Raw genomic sequence first — 18,579 nt, 5'->3', positions numbered from 1 at the left:
TTCGAGTAAAAGCGTGACATGTCACGCGATAACCATTTAGCATTAATATGGCTTAACTCACTATTATCAATAGTGCGAGTAAACCTCACATAAACAAAGAAATAATTAAATTATGATTCTTAAACAATCAATAAATAAAGATAAAATAGAGAGTTAGCAAGGCTCTACTGCTCTCGCTAATTTAAGACTGGAGCCTAAGAGAATAGTTCAACGTTTAAAATAAAATAGATCAACCAATCAAAATATGATTATCAATCATTTCTCTTTTGTAAATTCACCAAACGAATAGTCAGCTGGGTTATATTAAAATTTCTAATAAAAAGCAGCTATTGAGCATGAAAATTTCCCAATAGCTGCCAGTATTAAAAATATTATTTCGCTGCGCTTAAAGCTTGCTCTAAATCTGCCAAAATATCATCGATATGTTCAATGCCTATCGAAAGACGGATCATATCACGAGAAACCCCCGCCTTCGCGAGCTCCTCATCATTGAGCTGTCGATGCGTGGTTGAAGCTGGGTGACATGCAAGTGACTTTGCATCACCAATATTCACTAATCTTACAATCAGTTTTAGCCCATCAATAAAACGAGCACCTGCTTCTTGCCCGCCTTTAATACCGAATGACATGATCCCCGCAGGTTTACCCTGCATATATTTCTGCGCTAGTGCATGTTCAGGATGACTTGGTAGCCCTGCATATTTAACCCAAGCAACCTGAGGGTGTTTTTCCAAATACTGAGCTACTTTTTGGGCATTTTCAGTATGACGTTCCATGCGCAAAGCAAGCGTTTCAAGCCCTTGTAAGATCAAGAACGCGTTAAAGGGTGATAATGCTGCACCAGTACCGCGTAATGGAGCAACACGACAGCGTGCAATAAAGGCTGCTGCCCCAAAATGTTCTGTATAACTGACACCGTGGTAAGCGATATCAGGTTCAATTAGCAATGAGAAACGCTCTGCATGTTCCGTCCAAGGAAATTTTCCAGAATCCACAACCATACCGCCAATTGATGTACCATGACCGCCTATATACTTTGTTAATGAGTGCACTACAATATCTGCACCATGCTCAAATGGGCGGCACAGATAAGGTGTTGCAACTGTATTATCGACAATTAAAGGGACACCATGACGATGCGCTATTTCAGCTAATGCCGCGATATCAACAATGAAACCTGCTGGGTTAGTGATAGATTCACAAAAAACCGCTTTGGTTTTATCATCAATTAATGCTTCTAGCGCGGCCAGATCATCATGCTCAGCAAAACGTGTTTCAATACCAAAACGAGGCAATGCGTGCGCCATCAAGTTATAGGTTCCGCCATATAATTTAGCGACCGAAACAATGTTATCCCCTGCCTGAGCAATGGTTTGAATTGCATAAGTGATCGCCGCCATACCAGATGCCACGGCGAGCCCTGCAACTCCCCCTTCTAAAGCTGCAACGCGTTGTTCTAAAACATCGTTAGTTGGGTTCATGATCCGAGAGTAAATATTGCCAGCAACTTTCAAATCAAATAAATCAGCGCCATGTTGGGTGTCATCAAATGCATAAGACGTTGTTTGATAAATAGGGACTGCCACTGCTTTTGTGGTTGGATCGGGTGAGTAGCCTGCGTGAATCGATAATGTTTCTAACTTCATTTGTTATCCTTATTATACTGCCGCTAATTTATCGCAATTCCCACTTTATGGGACTCCATGATTAACGACTATTTTGTTATATAAATAGATATTACCTAACACTTTTCAGCAGACAACCCATCATCACTTGAAATTATTTCATACAGGTTAATATCTTAGTGATCAGCCATCACACGGCATGAACACGAGGTTATTCACTATTTTTAACGTTATTTCTTATAACGTTAAACCATAAAAAAAAGCTCACCATAAAACTAAAGTGAGCTTTTTCTATCAATGTATCGGTTAACGATAGTTTATTGTAACGCGCCGTATATCACTGAAGTAATAGAGGCCAATCCACAAATAAAGGTGAAAATTTGAGCCGCGATTGAAGTGCTATACTTTTTCATTGCAGGTACGATTTGCATTGATACAACAGGCAAAATAAATAAGATGGCAGCAATCATTGGGGCTCCCATCGTTTCGATCATCCCTAAAATGCTTGGGTTTTTGATAGTCACTAACCATGTTGTTAATACAATAAAAAGCATTGAAGCCGTTTCAATTTTCTTAATAGAAAAAGAAGAACGTGATTTAATTAAACCAACTAAACCTTCATGAGCCCCTAGGAAGTGACCAAAGTAACTTGAAACAATCGCCGCGAACGCCACAATTGGCCCTAAGTAAGAGAGGATTGGTGATGGGTTGATATTGGCAATATGCGATAACACGCTAATGTTCTCTTTTTTCGCGACTTCTAACTCGGTAGGATTTAAAGATAACACGACAGAAAAAACGAAAAACATGACAAAACCGGTTAGCATTAGCGCTGCGCCCCCGGTGATCATATCCGTTTTAACTACCGCTTTATCGCCAAACTGTAAGCGTTGGTCTTTGGTAAATTGGCTGATGATCGGGCTATGGTTAAATGAGAATACAATCAATGGGATAGCCATCCATACTACGACTGGCATCGCGCTCCAATCAGGAGCGACTTCTAACATTGATGTGTTCCACTCAGGGATCAAATACAGTGACAGCGCAAGTAAAATAAATACCAACGGATAAACCATCATTGAAGTGACACGTAGCATTAAATCACGGCCAAACAGCACACCGGCAGTCATCGCACCAATCAGCACACCAGAAAGTAACCAACGCGGGAGCGGCTCCATACCAATCTGATTCACTAGAAATGAATCGACGGTATTCGTGATACCAACACCATAGATTAATACGATTGGGTAAATGGCAAAGAAATAAGCAAACGTAATGATATTTGCGCCAACTTTACCAAAATGCTCTTCTACCGTGTCAGTAATGTCTGCATGAGGGTTTTTAGCGGATAAAACAAAACGTGCCAATCCTTTATGAGCAAGCCAAATCATTGGCGTTGCAATGATCGCAAGAATAACTAACGGCCAAAAGCCACCAGCACCTGCTTTAATCGGTAAAAAAAGTACTCCAGCTCCAACCGCTGTACCAAATAGGGATAAAACCCACGTAAAATCTTTATAAGTCCATTTATTAACTGGTTTGTCTGTCGCGTTCATAAAATTATCATTAATTGTTCATATAAAAAAGATGTGCGGATTTTGCATCAATTGATATCAAGTACCTAGCTTATTTTTGTGGTTTTGTCTGGCTTTTTGGCACAGATCGCAAAAAAGCGCTTAATAATGAGAAATGAAATTAATGGTGAAATAAAAGACCGTAATTTGTTTAAACAAACCACACTTAAAATTAACAAATTTTTGATTAATAGCGTTATTAACTATTCGTATTTAAATAAAAAATGGCTGAGAGTTCACCTTCTCAGCCATTTTTAATGATATTCTAAATAAGTCGAGATGCAGGTAGGCGACAAACGAAGATAGTCGAACTACATAGGTAAACGATGTAATTCGACTAAATAAGTGTAATCAACACCACTGCACCTTGATGTATGACGAGTCTATCTAATTAAAGATATACAGGAACCAATATTTCAGTCGCAACGATCACCACAACTAAACCGACAAGAACGGGTATTGATGTCCGCTTCACGACTTCAAACGGTGAAATTTTCGCCATCCCCGATACCGCAACCACGACACCAGACACCGGCGATAATGTGCGACCTAAATTAGAGGCTTGCAGCATTGGGATCACTAAATAAGCAGGGTTTACCCCCATTTGTTTCGCTAAATGAGGGATCAACTCAACAAATGCATAGAAAGGTGCATTACCCGAACCTGTTGTCATTGCGGCTAACATCGTAATAATCACCAATGCAATCATCATTACAATTGCCCCTGAACCAAAAGATTGAGCAAGATCGATCAGACCTTTAATAAAGCCAATAGTGCTTAAACCTTGAGCAAACACACCCGCAGCAACTAATAGCATTACCACGCTGGCGAAAGCATCAGCCATACCTTTATAGCAAGCATCTAGCCCCGAATAGACATGCTTGGCACTAAAGCTACGTATGAATTCAATGATCGCAGCCATAATGATACAACCAACAATAATCGTAACAATATGCAGCTCAGGCGCCCATTTACCATCAAAAATCAGGACACCAATAATGGGGGTAAACGGTAAAATAGCATAAAAACTTGGTGCATGAGTTTTGATTTCGTTCACATCAAGCATTTCTGTTTTAACGTTTTCTTTTCTATCAAGGAAACGTTGCCAAAAGAAATGCGCAATAGACATCGCAACAATCGCTGCAATTGAGATAGGTAACGTGGTTTTAAAAGCAAAATCAATCAGGGGCATCTCAGCAGCTTTTGCAGCTAAAATCACATCGCCAGATGTTGGCGCTAAGATGATAGCAGCAGGAGAAGCACAGATTGCTGCCGCAGCACCACGACTGATCCCAACATTCACCATCACAGGGAATAGTGTCGCCATTAACAACACCCCTAGTCCTGTTGCTGAAGAAACCGCTAATGACATCAAACACGCCACAATATAAGCCGCAACCATCAGCAAATAAGGTGAGTTGATCATTTTTAGCGGTTTCGAAGCAATTTTAACCACCACATCATTGGCACCAATGTGAGTCATATAAGAAGCAAACCCACATAACACCATGATCATCATTCCTAGATCGCCACCACGGCTCATCAATAGGAATTTAATATATTCCAGAATATCGGTAACGCGCCAACCTGTTGCTTTCACCGATTCGGGTAAAATGCTTTTACCCATTATGGCCGTAATGATTAAGAGTAAAATACCCCCTGTCATTAACACACCCGTTGCTGAGTAGCCTTTGATAATATAGCGCCCAACGCCTATCGCAACGATGACGCCGATTAAAAGCTCAATCATGTATTTCTCCTGCCTGTCTCATATTTTAATTTTATCTCACCGTACTCTGCACAAATGATAAGCAAAATTTACTGACGCGGATCATATCAGTAGCGGATAGTTATGATAAAAAATTTGCTGATCATTATATCGAATGGCTAATAATTTTTTGCAGGAAGGAATATAGAGGCTATCTCTCCAAATTTGTAGCATTTTCTGAAGAGAAAGCCCCCTAACAACTTAACAGTTAAAACTCATATTTGAAACGAACGCGAAACCCATAACGTTCATCATCCGATTTATCAATTAATTCTGCTTTTGCAGTATAAATTGTTGAATAATAAGCACCTAAATAAATCTTATAATTATCAAGGTCTAAGATTTTAGGAATTTCATAAGAAGCATAGATGGTATGGAGATCATATTTTCCCGGTACCCCATTGAGTATCGAGTCATCATCTAACACATATTGATATTTATTAGGGTTAAAATCTTTAATGTTATTATGAGCATAAATATAACCTAAAACAAAACGACGCCATTTAGCATACCCTCCTACTGAAAAATCCGTTTCAGCATCCGCATCCATATAAGCCATATTAAGCGCCGTTTTTATGCCACTCATATTATCCTTTGCTATAGAATCCCAAACCATACTTAGCCCATAACCATTACGCTTTGACAGATCCTTCCATTGACCATCAATAGTCGTGCCATAGGCGTTATCCATCACTTGGCTTTCCATTGCTAACGCAATTTTAAATGGCTTTGGCTGCCAAACCGCAACAGGTCGGATATAAAAGGAGTTTTTACGATTATCAAGATCATAACCATGGTAGCGCTCGTCACCAAATAATGCGGTACCATCTTCAACTAGCGCATTTATCTCAAAATACCAATCATCGATAGTTTTCGACAGTTAAATGCTACCTCCATCATCCGAACGCCCACGACCTTCCTTCATCATATACACATACCCGTAACCATCGGTGTATAAGCTGTTCGATGTGTTTCCTGAGTAGGAAATAAAGATATCTTGCTCAAGAGGAAACATACTGTAGCCTTCATAGCGTCCAACTTTGATTTTCCAGTTATCTTTCTTTCCGAAATAAAAGAAAGCGTCATCTAGGCCCATACCGCCATCAGCTTTTGCTAGCGGCTCAGCTTTGAAGCCAGCAACACTACCATTAGCGATGTGATGTTGCCCCTGAAAACCAAGCAAGATGCGCCCATTAATATCCCAGTTATCATTTTTGCCACCACTGGCGCTTTTACTTACCGCTGTACGTATCGAGGTTATTTGCCCTCTACGACTCGAACCATCCATATTCAATTCAATATCACCATAAATATTGAGTTCGCCGTTTTTATCATTAAACTTGATACTCGGTTTTACGGTATCCTTTTTTTGCGCCCCTTGCGGTTTACTTAATGAGCCGTTTTCCTGCATTACCATCATTTGTGCTAACTTGTTGGCTCTACTTTCAGCCTCTACTGCTCGCGAAATCGCTTCTGCCATTTGAGCCTCGAGTGCTTTAATGCGAGACTCCATTGCAGCTAAATCAACATTTGCCATAGTGGTTATGGGTAATAATGCCCAAAAAACAAGTTTAGCTTTATATAAAGAGCTTATTTTCATGATCATTGCTAGTTGGGGAGATATAATTTTTATCGCCCAAACCAGTCTGATGAAAAGAACTACAAGTTTTATTTTTATTATGAAGACAATGTTTCACCTTGAACAGGTAAATTAGCCGTAAAGTGCTCGAATTTTAGCGAGTGTTAATGGCGGATTTATGAACAAAATATCATCTAATTATGACTAACTTTGTCGGTGGGATACTGCTAACGAAACTGCTCAAAAATCATATCGCCAGAGAAGCCTCGATATTGTAGATAACGAATTTGCTTACTTTTTTCTTTAAAATCATTGGGAATTTCATCCCCAAATTTTTTACAGCGTACTTGTCGCGCAAGCTCAAACCAATCAACATCAAGGTTTGCAAATTGCAAATCAATTAAAGAAGATGTGAAACCTTTTTGCTTTAGTTCTTGCTTAATTCTCAATGGTCCATAGCCTTTACGAATATACCCCTGTAAGTGCAGTTTAATGACTCGGACATCGTCAAGAAAATGTTGTTCATTTAAGCGAGCAATCACTCTCTCAATCAACGTTTCATCAATAATACCTTCATTTTTTTCATACATACGGCGTTTCATACGGGCGTGTAACTCTACCGTTCCATAATCACGGCGTGACAGCATAAATAATGCGTATTGATATAATTCCGATTCATTCATTAGCGAGCTCTATCATTAAAAATGGGCATAACAATGCCCATTTTATCTATTCTCTTTAGTTAAGTAAGAAACAAATAACTTAGTGCACCTGTGCACCCGACAGTAATTTATAAATAGTATCCGGTGTGTAACTACCGTCTTGGTAATAAATAGTCCAATCCGTAATGTCATCACGGGTCAATGGATAGATATTCCCTTCTTGCATCGTTTGAACATAGAAAGGATGGTTAATCAAACGACCTTCAAATTGATCACCATTCCAAGATGTTGGCTCAAACCACATATGTTCATGACCATCATAATCTTCTTCGTCATTATGATAACCAATACCGCATTTTACTAAGAAACGCCATTCAGATTCTTCTTCAGTAGGCTTACTCAGTAATTTAGAAAGAAACCCTTTTTTCTGTGCCGCTGGTTTAGGGCCATAGTTATCTAACATGTGAGTAAAGTATTGCCAACGCAATTGAGCTTTACGAGACATATCGGCAGTTTCTTCGTCGGTACGCATAAACATCATCGCATTTTGATCTTCAAAGCCTTTGAAAAAACTTTCCAATACTGGCTCTTCTTGAGTCACACGGAATAACATCACCGATGGGTGCTGATGTGATTCATCACGATCATGCCAATCCCCCATAAAGCGCTGTGAATTTTCATCACCAAATTGATAATTCATCTCTTCAAGCGGTTTTAAATCATCGATAGGCGTTGATTGCCCAACGTGCTTTAACCCCTCTTCAAATGGCAATGCAACTAAATACTCATAACCACTCTCAGTTTGGCCGATAAAAATAGGTTCATTAAATACAATTTTGCCATGAGTGATACTGTTATTCACAAAGCTCCAAAACAACTCAGGAATACCATAATAAGAAGCAATGGGATGAGGAATGATAATTTCCGCTTCAGATAAGCCACAGCGCGCCAAACCATGTGTATGGAACCAATACATCGTTGGGCTACGTTCAGCGTCATCTGGCTGTTCATCGCTATCATCTTGATCATAGATTGCATGCACGACATACAATGAATCAATACTTGGCATTAAATCATCAATTAGTTGGAAGTTTAGCCACTCACGAGTAAAAACTTTTCCTGCGGCAGATAAATCCAAACCTAACAATAAGTCAGGTACTAATATTTGGATCATTCTCAATTGCTGCAAATAGCTAACGAGTGGCTGCTCTTGAAAGATACATTCAACAATCACCGCTTGTGGTGCTGCACTTGCCTCCGCATACAATTCAGGGCTGATAGGATCCGTTGCAAAATACGGATTAATCACATATTCAGGGTCACTATGGACAAGAGAGATATAGAAACGCAGTTCTTCATCACCTCGTTTACAAGAAAAGAAAAAATCGCCTTCCCCTTCAGGTAAGTAATCGATTTCACCATCAGTAAAATATTGTTGCTCTTCTAAACGCTGTTCGAGGAGAGATAACGTTAATTCAGAAGCAGGAATAGCCACCATCATGGAGGCTTCTTTTTCACCTTGACCAGCAGCAATATCAAGATATTGTTGTTTATTATTCATTATACAAATCCATAATTTATAGCCTGTTCAAAGAATAGCAGCTTAAATTACCGATTTGTATTGTGAATAATCTTAACGACATCATATCGTGACATTAGACCAACCATTGCAGAATTGTCATTATACTCGCCATACTTCAAGTTATCGTGCCATCACCTATATCAACCCGCACCAATCCTCGTGCTTTCTATACTCTCCGCTATCCATTCACGTTCGGTCTAACTGCATTTCGAATGATTTAGAGTATATGCGGCAACCGTTTATTCTACTTTTCAATGAATCAACACTCAGGCACAATACCCCTAACTCAACTGTCCAGTCATGGACATTTCTTTTATAAGCATGGGTTTATACAATGACAGAACTCACAAAAGAGCAAAAAAAATACGTTGACCAGCTCGCGATGGAACGTGTTTATGACATGAATAATGATGATGTGTTAGTTAATGCACTAGAAAAAAAAGTTCACCAAATGGAAGATCATTTAAAGGCCTATTTCCACGAACGTGTACACTTTCATCAAAACAATCCAAAATAGTCTCTTCACTTTCAAAGTAAACTCAAAATAAAACCGATATCGCTTAGGTTATCGGTTTTTTCATGTCTTCAGCACGCATTACTTAATCTAGCTCAAGCTTTATTAAAACAAAGCATTTAACGCCATTTATCAATTCTCTCAATATGCTAATCTTAAATACATCTTTTATTGATGTATTTCTTCTGTCTATTTCAATGTCGAGCTTATCTATGACACGCATTCAACTTAGCAAAGCGTTGCTACTCTCTTGCTGTTTTTCAATTCCGTTCAGCTTTGCTGATAATGATCGCCCACTTTTTTCAGTCACCATGAGTGAATCCGGTGTTCCCAAAAATAATAATGAAGGTGGTATAACTCGCTCATCATCAAGCGAATCCCGTATATTGCCTATTTGGGGCGATGAAGCACGTGCGCGCGGCTATGATATCCCTGAGCCATTTGGGGTTAGTTATGGCTATATGAATTTACGGCAAGATATTGTGGTGGATAAAATCGGCTTTATTATGCCTAAAAATCCTGAAACTGCCTCCGCATTAAGTATTGAGGCAGGTCACACACGGGAAAAAAGTGAAACTCATACTTTAAAAATAGATTCTTGGGTATTCCCATTTTTAAATGTATATGGCCTATACGGTCATACCAAGGGAACTTCTCACACTCAATTAAAAGGTGGTACTTTTGATCTCGGCTTCGCAAAATTACCCTTAGACTTTTTGAAAGACCAACCATTCGATCTTGATTTTAAGGGAAAAACTTATGGTGGTGGTTTCACACTTGCCGGTGGGTATAAGCAAGTCTTTACGACTTTAGATCTCAACTACACCTATACTGATTTAGATATTTTAGACGGTAATATTAAAGCCCTCGTGATATCCCCTCGTATTGGGTATGAATTCGTATTTGATCCGATGTTCAGTGGACAAGGTAATACCAAAGTCCAAGTATGGACAGGGGCAATGTATCAAGATATTACTCAACACTTCCGCGGTGACGTAAATAAATTAGACCTCCCCCCCGCCTTCAAAGGTTTCGTTAATGCACTCGATGATCCTGGAATGAAATTCGACGTCAAACAACACCTAGCCCATAAATGGAATAATACTGTAGGCGCGCGCGTTGAATTAACTCGTAATTTTAATGTGCTAACTGAAATCGGTTTTAATAACCGTAATAGCTTCTATATCTCAGGTGAGTTCCGTTTTTAATGTTGCAGCTATACCATTTACACAGGCTGGCATTGCTCAGCCTTTTTATTACTCTGCCAACACAAGCCGAATTATTACCTGATCGGCAAAAGATAGATACTTGGTTAAATCAGCTTGGTGGCTCGAATAGTTTTGACGAAAGCAAGACAATTGATTGGGGTTTACTGCCCGGCCCTTTTTATACGCCAGAAATGGGCATTGGAGTTGGTACTGCATTAGTAGGTTTATATCGTATCGATAAAAGCGACAAAATAACTCAACCCTCATCAATTGGATTAAGTGGCTTTGCTTCATCCACGGGAGCATTTGGTGTAAATTTCACCAACTATAATTTTATTGACCATGACCAGTGGCGATTATTCGTTTCAGGCACCCTTAATAACATTCCAACCTATTATTGGGGAAAAGGTTACGCAGCGGGTAAAAATGACCATAATAAAGAAAAATACCATTCTCAAGAATTCCAAATAACACCTCGCGCCCTATATCGCCTGACCGATGCCACCTATATTGGAGTAGGCTGGAATTTCTCATCGATTAACGCAAGTGATCCCGATGAAGGTGCTAAACGTTACTTTCAGCAAGCAGAAGGGGGACGCTCGGTCATTAACTCAGGTATCAGTGCTTATTTTAGCTATGATACTCGCGACTTTTTACCAAATGCGCATCATGGGCAAACTTTCGAAACGATTTATACTTATTTTTCCCCTAATTTAGGCAGCGATACACGTTTTCAAAGCACACAACTACAATACGCTTATTATCATGTGCTTACTGAGAAGACGGTTGTGGCACTGGATAACTATGCGCGATTTACTACCGGTGATGTCCCATGGAGTCAACTTTCTTTATTAGGTAATAGCAATCGCATGCGTGGCTACTATGAAGGCCGTTATCGCGATAACAATATTTTTACGACTCAATTAGAACTGAGACACAAACTTGATTGGCGACATGGCATTGTGGGCTGGGTAGGCACAGGAACAATGAGTGATACCCCTTCCGAATTAGGCGAAGGGCACTGGTTGCCAAGTATTGGCGCTGGGTATCGGTTTGAATTTAAGCCTAGAATGAACGTGCGTCTCGATTTTGGTGTTGGTCGTAACAGTACGGGTTTTTATTTCCAAGTAGGGGAAGCTTTTTAATGCTAAAACCGTTAGCCATAATAATATTTGCTCTCGTGTTGAGTGCATGTCAAAGCAATCCAGTCGCTCATTTACCTTCGGTATCTCCTCAATTAAGCAGTGATAGCCACGAATCCGCCTCTCAAGTATGGCCTGTTATTGAAACTTTAAATCCACCACAGGGTTTAAGGGCATGCTGTGCTTTCGGTTATGATTTACAAGCGCAATTGTGGGGTTTACCTGTCCCTTTCTATACTATCGATAATATCGTTGAAGCCGATAAACTGGGTGAACACCATTATAACGATAGTTTTTTAGGTGCAACCGCAGCGTTAATGGGAATGAGCAATGAAAAAATTGGGCTTTTATACACAAATAAAAGTGGTTTTATTGATATTTCCCATGTCCGTGATACCGCTGACTATACCCTGTACTTATTTAGCCAAATCTATCCGCGGTTAGGTGAAAGTTGGACATTAAAATTAAGCGATGAGCTCGCCAGTAGACAAATCGTTTTTATGGCTTTCGAACCTCCCACTAGCCCTGAACAACGCTACACGCTAAGTGCTTACTTAGCCGCAAAATTAGCTTTTCAGCTTGCCGTATGGCATGAAATAGCACAGTGGTACGGATATCAGTCGGTTCCCGGTTTTTCTGAAGGAATATCGGCCTTTTCCCCAGAAGATCTGTATTCCAATTTATTAGGGGCGCGTTTAGCACTGACGCTGATCATACAAGGACGAGCTCAATCACTCCCCATGTTTTCTCAATCAATGGAAGGGATTTTACCGCAAGCCTTACATCAGCTCGGCGCAAATGATAAACAACACACTCGCACTATGTTTGACCGTGTGGATGGGCTATGGTGGAACAGCTATCGACGAGTCCCTGAAAAATTCCTCGTGCTCACTCGAGACTACCAAACAAGTGACGATCGCTATCCATTAATGCCATCTCAAATTGTACCAGTAGAAGGTTTGCGTTTAAGTTTACCTGCCTCTTATCAACATTATCATTTGCAACAACTCGCACAATTGAGGCTCTTGCCAACATCAAATATGGCTCGACTACCGATACCGCAGGATTTTTGGAGCGAGGTCGATTTCACGACCTTATCTGAAAAAGCGCAAGAACAAGATCAACAACAGCAACGAGTACCGTTTTGAGACAAAAATGACACGCTTCTTGATAATGTTTCACAATGAAACTTTTCAGCATTTTTCACCCTGACGCCCTAGATGAGTAGCTCATTTTTCAATCATTAAAAAAGCTCATTTTTGTATCTTCAGTCTCCGACAAAAGTCTGAATTTTCAAATTTGAGCAAAAAACAAGCGATTAATCGCTTAATAAATAGACAAAATACCCTTATAATAACCAAGTGAACTGTATGAATAACAACCAAATTTAACTTAAGTTAACTCAATTTACTCGCATAAGCGTTAGAGAGATTAATTAATTCAATGCGGAAACAAAGCAAATAAAAATAAATTTCATTTAATAACAATAGATTAAAAATAATCAAAAATACAAACAAAACAATACAGTAATTTAGTTAAAGCCAGCCTGATAAAAGTAGCTCCCTAAAAATTATTCTGCTACTATTCGCTCGATTTTTGTTCAGAGAAATTAGGAGAAGCAAATGCCCTCTCGAACGATGAGGACAAAGGCCGTCTTCGCTTTCTTACTGTTATTTTTATTTTCGGGTTTGAGTTTCGGCTCAACTAGCACCAGTACCTTACTCAAGAAAGAGTATTCTCACAAGGCCGTGCAGAGCTCAAATCAGGCTCAAACATCTCTGCCTGATTTGCGAAAATACCCGTCCGGTACACCACGTAAGAAAGCGTTTTTGAAAACGGTTGTTCCTGTGATTGAAAAGGTCAATCAAGAAATAATGGCAGAGCGTAAATGGTTACTCTCTGTACGCGCTAATAAAAAATGGAGCGCTCAAGAGTTACGTCGCCTAGCACAAATTTGCAGTAGCTATGGCATGACCTGTACCACCCCAAATCGTATTAATTGGGATAAGTTGTTGAGCCGTGTTGATATTATGCCAACACATTTAGTCGCTACACAGGCTGCCACTGAATCAGGTTGGGGAACTTCACAACTCGCTCAGCAAAATGGCAATCTGTTTGGGATGAGATGTGGCAGCGGCTGCCGAATCAAGCAAGGAAAAGTGAAAGGCTATTCAGCTTACGATTCTGTAGAAGAAACTGTATCAGCCTATATGAAAAACATGAATACCCATAATGCTTACGAGTCATTACGTTCGTCTAGAGCAAAACAAAGATTATCAAAGGATGAGTTAGATACATCAAAACTTATCAGAGATATGAAAGGGTACTCACAGTTAGGTTCTACGTATAACCGTTATTTGCAAGAGATGTACACGAGCAACGAAGAATTGATCACACAAGCTCAGAAAACGGCATCTAATCGAATTTAATTGATATCATCAGGTATAAGCTTTGGCTAAAAATCCACTTCTAATTGAAGTGGATTTGAGGTTGCTGACGAAGCGGGATAAAAGCGTGGTTTTTCCCGCTCCGTGTTATCAGCCGAAAATCAATGAATTGATTTTCCTTGTTTATTTCAAAACCCCTAACGACTGCTGCCAAACATGATATGTTTGTCAACAGTCTAAAATCCACTTCTAATTGAAGTGGATTTTTTTATTAGCGCATATAAACAAAATTTATCCCTAATCCATCCCCGCTTTATTACAAAATCAATTTTTTCTTATTGCAACTACGTTGATTATTAATATGATGTGAACATTCATCTATACTCTAAATGATTCAAAGTGCAGCTAAGCAACAAAAATGAACGTCTAGTAAGCATGATAAACCTATCACTAGTAAACATGACTATTGTCCACTGTGCTGCAACGAGAAGTCTGACGAGCAACAACAATAATTAACAACTTGAGTCCTCTATGAATTTTTTCTCATTCGAATTTCTTGGCTCTTTTTTGGTGTTTTTCCTTATATATTGGAGCTGCCAGCCTAGTGCAAAGCTTCAAAATGGCTTACTTATCACGGCAAGTTACTTTTTTGTTTATTCGTTTAGCCCTGATTTCGCGTATATTTTATTCGGATACACGCTATTTATTTATTTTCTGACTAATTGGTTATCAAATTGGCTTGCGAGTAAATGGATATTTACGCTTCTTGCTATAGGTATTATTAGCTGCTTCACCGCATTTAAATACTACTCGTTCTTTCAAGAAACATTGCAGCAAACCTTCGACAAATTAGGATTGAATGTTGGGCTACCTATTATCGAATTATTAGCCCCTCTTGGGTTATCTTTTTATGCATTCCATTCCGTAAGCTACACAGTCTCAGTTTGTCGCAAAGAAATTCCTAAAGCAGATTTCTTTGATGTCGTCTTATACCTTAGCTTTTTTCCGAGTATCGTCGCTGGCCCGATCAACCGCGCTAAAAACTTTATTCCACAAATCCAAGCTGACAGCCGTGAAATACTTGATGCAAGAAAAGCCATCCTGCTCATCTCTTTAGCATTAGTGAAACTTTTCTTATTTAGCGCTTATTTATCAGAGAATTTCGTCAATCCCGTTTTTGACTCTCCAGCAGGCTTCGGTGTTGGAGAAATACTCGTCGCAACTTACGCATATGCTTGGAATATCTACTTTAACTTTTCTGGCTATACTAATTTAGTCACAGGAATTGCTTTACTACTTGGTTTTCGTGTCCCAGTGAACTTTAATGCGCCTTATATGGCAAACAACTTAAAAGAGTTTTGGGCGCGCTGGCATATCAGCCTATCAACCTTTATTCGCGACTATATCTATATCCCATTAGGTGGTAATCGCAAAGGTTTCAGCCGAATGAACACCAATGTTTTCTTAGCTATGGTGATATCAGGTTTATGGCATGGTGCAGCGATGACATTTGTCGTTTGGGGGGCAATCCATGGACTCGGTATTGTATTACTGAATTTGAAAACACTCTGCTTAGAGAAATTGGGTTGGACTCAACGTCTTCCAAATAAAGCGCTGTCAGCATTACTTTCGCGGATCATTACCTTTCATTTTGTGTGTTTCGCTTGGATTTTTTTCCGTAGCCAAACTTTCGATGATGCGTTAACGATGCTTTCACAGTTTGCTGCCCCTGGATTTATCAGCTCCCTCGGTTCTAGTTTAGGGCTATTAATTGCATTTTGGGCTTTACTGCTACTCTATCCTTATTTTGTGCAGTCTTATCATTATGTCGCGAAGAAGTATCAAAACATCGCTTGGTACTATTACCCGATCCCACTCGCTGTCATCTTGACCATTATGTTTATGCTTTCACCTTCAGGAATGCCGGGATTTATTTATGCTAACTTCTGAGTTTAAAAAGAATCTAATAAAAACCGGACAAGTCTTGTTTATTGTTTTGATCGCAGGCTTGTTACTCATTTGGCTCAATCAGGGCTCACTGGAACGTTTTTGGCAGCAAAAATATCATCGAGATACTCCATGGTCAGGTCTATCCGGTAACCCTGTGTGGGATTACGGTGCTTATTTAAATGATGGCGCCTTAGCCGCAGGTAGTGCATTTTTATATCATGCATCGGGACAGCAAGCACAAGATGCAAAAGAAGCCGAAGCACTCGTTGCGGCTAATGAAAACAAAAAACAGGTTTTCCCAGAAGGCTATCGAGTTGGTTTGCATTTTGTAAATGGTTATATTTACCCAGCTGAATCATTGTCCATCACCTTCCCTGAGCTACTGAAACGCCAGCCAGTACGTTCACCATTGAAATCAGATAGATTAGGCCCCATAAAAGCGATTAATACAGGACCTATTATTCCCAAAACCATTGCAAAATTGGAAAAAGAGGATCAGGTCCTGTTTGCAGGCGATTCAATGATGCAAGGTGTGGCACCGCATGTAAAAAACATGCTATTGAAAAAATATAATATTGATAGCATTAATTTAAGTAAGCAAAGCACCGGTCTTGCCTACCCACGCTTTTTTAATTGGCCTAAAACCATTGCTAAGGCATTGGATGATAATCCTAAAATTAAAGTTCTCGTGGTTTTTCTAGGGCCAAATGATCCTTGGGATATGCCACCAGATACTGGCTATAAATATGTGAAGTTTAAAAGCGAAATGTGGGAGCAGGTGTATCGTTCCCGCATTAATGATATATTAACGGTAGCGCGTCAACACAATGTCGATGTCATTTGGGTTGGCCCTCCTAATATGCGTAAAACCTCCCTATCAGATGGTATGCAGTTCCTAAGAGGACTCTACCAGTCCGAAGTCGAAAATAGCGGTGAAATTTATTTTTCTGTTAATGATGTCTTTAAATATAAAGATCTCACCTATTCTGATTATTTCGGCGATGATAGCAGCAAAATTAAGCTAAGAAGTGGTGATGGGATCCATTTCAGTCCTAAAGGACAACAAGCGATTGCTGAAAAAGTGTTTTCACTCATCCATTATGATGTAGAAGAAGAAAAGGTCCCTCATGAAGCGGAACAAATTGCGTCAGGCCAGATCCAAAGTAGCGGCAGCTAGCGTTATCGCGTTGCTGTCTCTAGGCCTGTTGTCCTGCCAGCAAGGCGTAGAGCGAACACAGAAAAGCTCAACACGGATGCTGGCTGAAGCCGATGTTCAAGGTCAATTAATCAACAATGCTGAGCCAAATCTAAGTCGCCTTGATAACAAGCTAAAGCAAGGCAACCAGCAAATCCATATAGTACAAATTGGCGATTCACACACTGCGGCAGATTTTTTCAGTGGTGAGCTAAGAACCTTGTTCCAGCAGCGCTATGGCGATGCGGGACCTGGCTTCGTACCTACCATTTCAATACCGGGGCAACGCACTGCGACTATCAATCGTAAAAGTGATAAGCAACAATGGGAACTGTTTAGCAGCCGTAAAGATGAGCGTTTTGATTACCCTCTGGGAGGGCTAGTCGCATTGCCAATGAAACCAACAAGCCGCGTACAATTGGTCCCATTGCAAGCCGCAGCAGGCACTTATCAATTACAAGCGCTGTACCAAAACTCATCGGGTGGGCAAATGTTTGTCTCCCCAGCCAGTTCATCACCTATTTCATTACCTACGACAGGTAATACATGGCGTTTCTCTACCCCAGTCAGCACCCAGCTTCCAGCTGAAGTGACGGTGAGTAATGACAACAATCTCAAATTGGGTGGATGGCTACTGCGTTCTAATCACCCGGGTGTCACTTTATCTGCCTTAGGTATTAATGGCGCGACCATTAATATGCTCGATAAATGGCAGCCTCAATGGGTCGAAACATTAGCGGAAATGTCACCTGATATGGTGATCTTAGCCTATGGCACCAACGAAGCCTTCAATGACAACTTAGATTTAGTTGCTTACCAACAAAACTTACGTGAAAAAATCCGTCAAATCCGCCAACGAATGCCAGAGAGCGTAATTTTATTGGTCGGGCCAAATGACTCGATAAAATTTAGTCATGCAGCCAGTTGCGAAGCGAAAATGCCAGTGCATTTAATGAATGTGATAAAAATCCAAAAAGCGATTGCTGCGCAAGAAAACACGCTGTTTTGGGATTGGCAAGCTTTTATGGGCGGCCCTTGCTCTATCCGTTCATGGGCAGCTCAAGATCTCGCTCGACCTGATAACGTTCATTTATCCGCTGAAGGCTATAAAAAGAGTGCCCAAGCGCTCTACCGCCAACTAAGCCAAGTGTTGAATTAATCTTGAAAAAAGGTTGTGAACTCGTTTTCACAGCCCTTTTAAAATATCATTTTAAATACAATTACTTCACAGTGAACCTTTAACAGTCCTAATGGTCAGGTTTGCACGCAAAATCAGTATTGTTTATAACAAAAGAGCGCGGTAGTCTTAACCATACTCTAAATAATTCGAGGTGCAGCTAGGCGACAAGTGAGCGAAGCGCTAGGAGCATAGAAAACTATGTGACTAGTGTGA

13 protein-coding genes and 1 pseudogene are annotated in these 18,579 nt (G+C 40.0%); 8 read left to right on the top strand and 6 right to left on the bottom strand.

Features of this window, described 5'->3' with window-relative positions; genetic code table 11:
• Nucleotides 1–371: 371 nt before the first annotated feature.
• The 6 genes and pseudogenes from JI723_RS02495 to JI723_RS02470 form a co-directional block, all read right to left on the bottom strand.
• Complete coding sequence (locus JI723_RS02495) at nucleotides 372–1,646, bottom strand: bifunctional O-acetylhomoserine aminocarboxypropyltransferase/cysteine synthase (protein WP_070925730.1); 1,275 nt, start codon at nucleotides 1,644–1,646, stop codon at nucleotides 372–374.
• 296 nt (nucleotides 1,647–1,942) lie between these two features.
• Complete coding sequence (locus JI723_RS02490; protein WP_272581161.1) at nucleotides 1,943–3,181, bottom strand: SLC5/6 family protein; 1,239 nt, start codon at nucleotides 3,179–3,181, stop codon at nucleotides 1,943–1,945.
• Between the two features lie 409 nt (nucleotides 3,182–3,590).
• Complete coding sequence (dcuC, locus tag JI723_RS02485) at nucleotides 3,591–4,949, bottom strand: anaerobic C4-dicarboxylate transporter DcuC (RefSeq protein ID WP_070925734.1); 1,359 nt, start codon at nucleotides 4,947–4,949, stop codon at nucleotides 3,591–3,593.
• Nucleotides 4,950–5,175: 226 nt separating this feature from the next.
• Nucleotides 5,176–6,255 (bottom strand): annotated as a pseudogene (locus JI723_RS02480) (carbohydrate porin).
• 518 nt (nucleotides 6,256–6,773) lie between these two features.
• The gene (locus JI723_RS02475) at nucleotides 6,774–7,229 is read right to left on the bottom strand and encodes a regulatory protein RecX (protein WP_272581162.1); all 456 of its coding nucleotides are present in this window, start codon (nucleotides 7,227–7,229) and stop codon (nucleotides 6,774–6,776) included.
• A 79-nt stretch (nucleotides 7,230–7,308) separates the two neighbouring features.
• Complete coding sequence (locus tag JI723_RS02470) at nucleotides 7,309–8,769, bottom strand: DUF4026 domain-containing protein (protein WP_070925741.1); 1,461 nt, start codon at nucleotides 8,767–8,769, stop codon at nucleotides 7,309–7,311.
• A gap of 355 nt (nucleotides 8,770–9,124) precedes the next feature.
• Between JI723_RS02470 and JI723_RS02465 the strand changes: the two genes are divergently transcribed.
• From JI723_RS02465 to JI723_RS02430, 8 genes are all read left to right on the top strand, one after another.
• Nucleotides 9,125–9,307: a hypothetical protein gene (locus tag JI723_RS02465; protein WP_140178807.1), complete on the top strand. Its 183-nt coding sequence runs from the start codon at nucleotides 9,125–9,127 to the stop codon at nucleotides 9,305–9,307.
• A 209-nt stretch (nucleotides 9,308–9,516) separates the two neighbouring features.
• Nucleotides 9,517–10,512 (top strand): porin family protein, encoded by a 996-nt coding sequence (locus tag JI723_RS02460; RefSeq protein WP_140178805.1) that lies wholly within the window; start codon nucleotides 9,517–9,519, stop codon nucleotides 10,510–10,512.
• Complete coding sequence (locus tag JI723_RS02455; protein ID WP_272581163.1) at nucleotides 10,512–11,657, top strand: BamA/TamA family outer membrane protein; 1,146 nt, start codon at nucleotides 10,512–10,514, stop codon at nucleotides 11,655–11,657. The genes JI723_RS02460 and JI723_RS02455 overlap by 1 nt, the downstream gene beginning before the upstream one ends.
• Nucleotides 11,657–12,802: a DUF4056 domain-containing protein gene (locus tag JI723_RS02450; protein WP_140178801.1), complete on the top strand. Its 1,146-nt coding sequence runs from the start codon at nucleotides 11,657–11,659 to the stop codon at nucleotides 12,800–12,802. Before JI723_RS02455 ends, JI723_RS02450 begins: the two co-directional genes overlap by 1 nt.
• A 474-nt stretch (nucleotides 12,803–13,276) precedes the next feature.
• Nucleotides 13,277–14,083: a protein bax gene (locus JI723_RS02445; protein ID WP_140178799.1), complete on the top strand. Its 807-nt coding sequence runs from the start codon at nucleotides 13,277–13,279 to the stop codon at nucleotides 14,081–14,083.
• Nucleotides 14,084–14,572: 489 nt separating this feature from the next.
• Nucleotides 14,573–15,991 (top strand): MBOAT family O-acyltransferase, encoded by a 1,419-nt coding sequence (locus JI723_RS02440; RefSeq protein ID WP_272581164.1) that lies wholly within the window; start codon nucleotides 14,573–14,575, stop codon nucleotides 15,989–15,991.
• The gene (locus JI723_RS02435; RefSeq protein WP_070925751.1) at nucleotides 15,978–17,168 is read left to right on the top strand and encodes an SGNH/GDSL hydrolase family protein; all 1,191 of its coding nucleotides are present in this window, start codon (nucleotides 15,978–15,980) and stop codon (nucleotides 17,166–17,168) included. The genes JI723_RS02440 and JI723_RS02435 overlap by 14 nt, the downstream gene beginning before the upstream one ends.
• Complete coding sequence (locus tag JI723_RS02430; protein ID WP_272581165.1) at nucleotides 17,119–18,345, top strand: SGNH/GDSL hydrolase family protein; 1,227 nt, start codon at nucleotides 17,119–17,121, stop codon at nucleotides 18,343–18,345. The genes JI723_RS02435 and JI723_RS02430 overlap by 50 nt, the downstream gene beginning before the upstream one ends.
• The last annotated feature ends 234 nt before the right edge of the window (nucleotides 18,346–18,579 follow it).

The organism is Providencia manganoxydans, from assembly GCF_016618195.1.
Classification (GTDB): Bacteria; Pseudomonadota; Gammaproteobacteria; order Enterobacterales; family Enterobacteriaceae; genus Providencia; species Providencia manganoxydans.
This window is presented reverse-complemented; position numbering and strand designations above follow the sequence as displayed.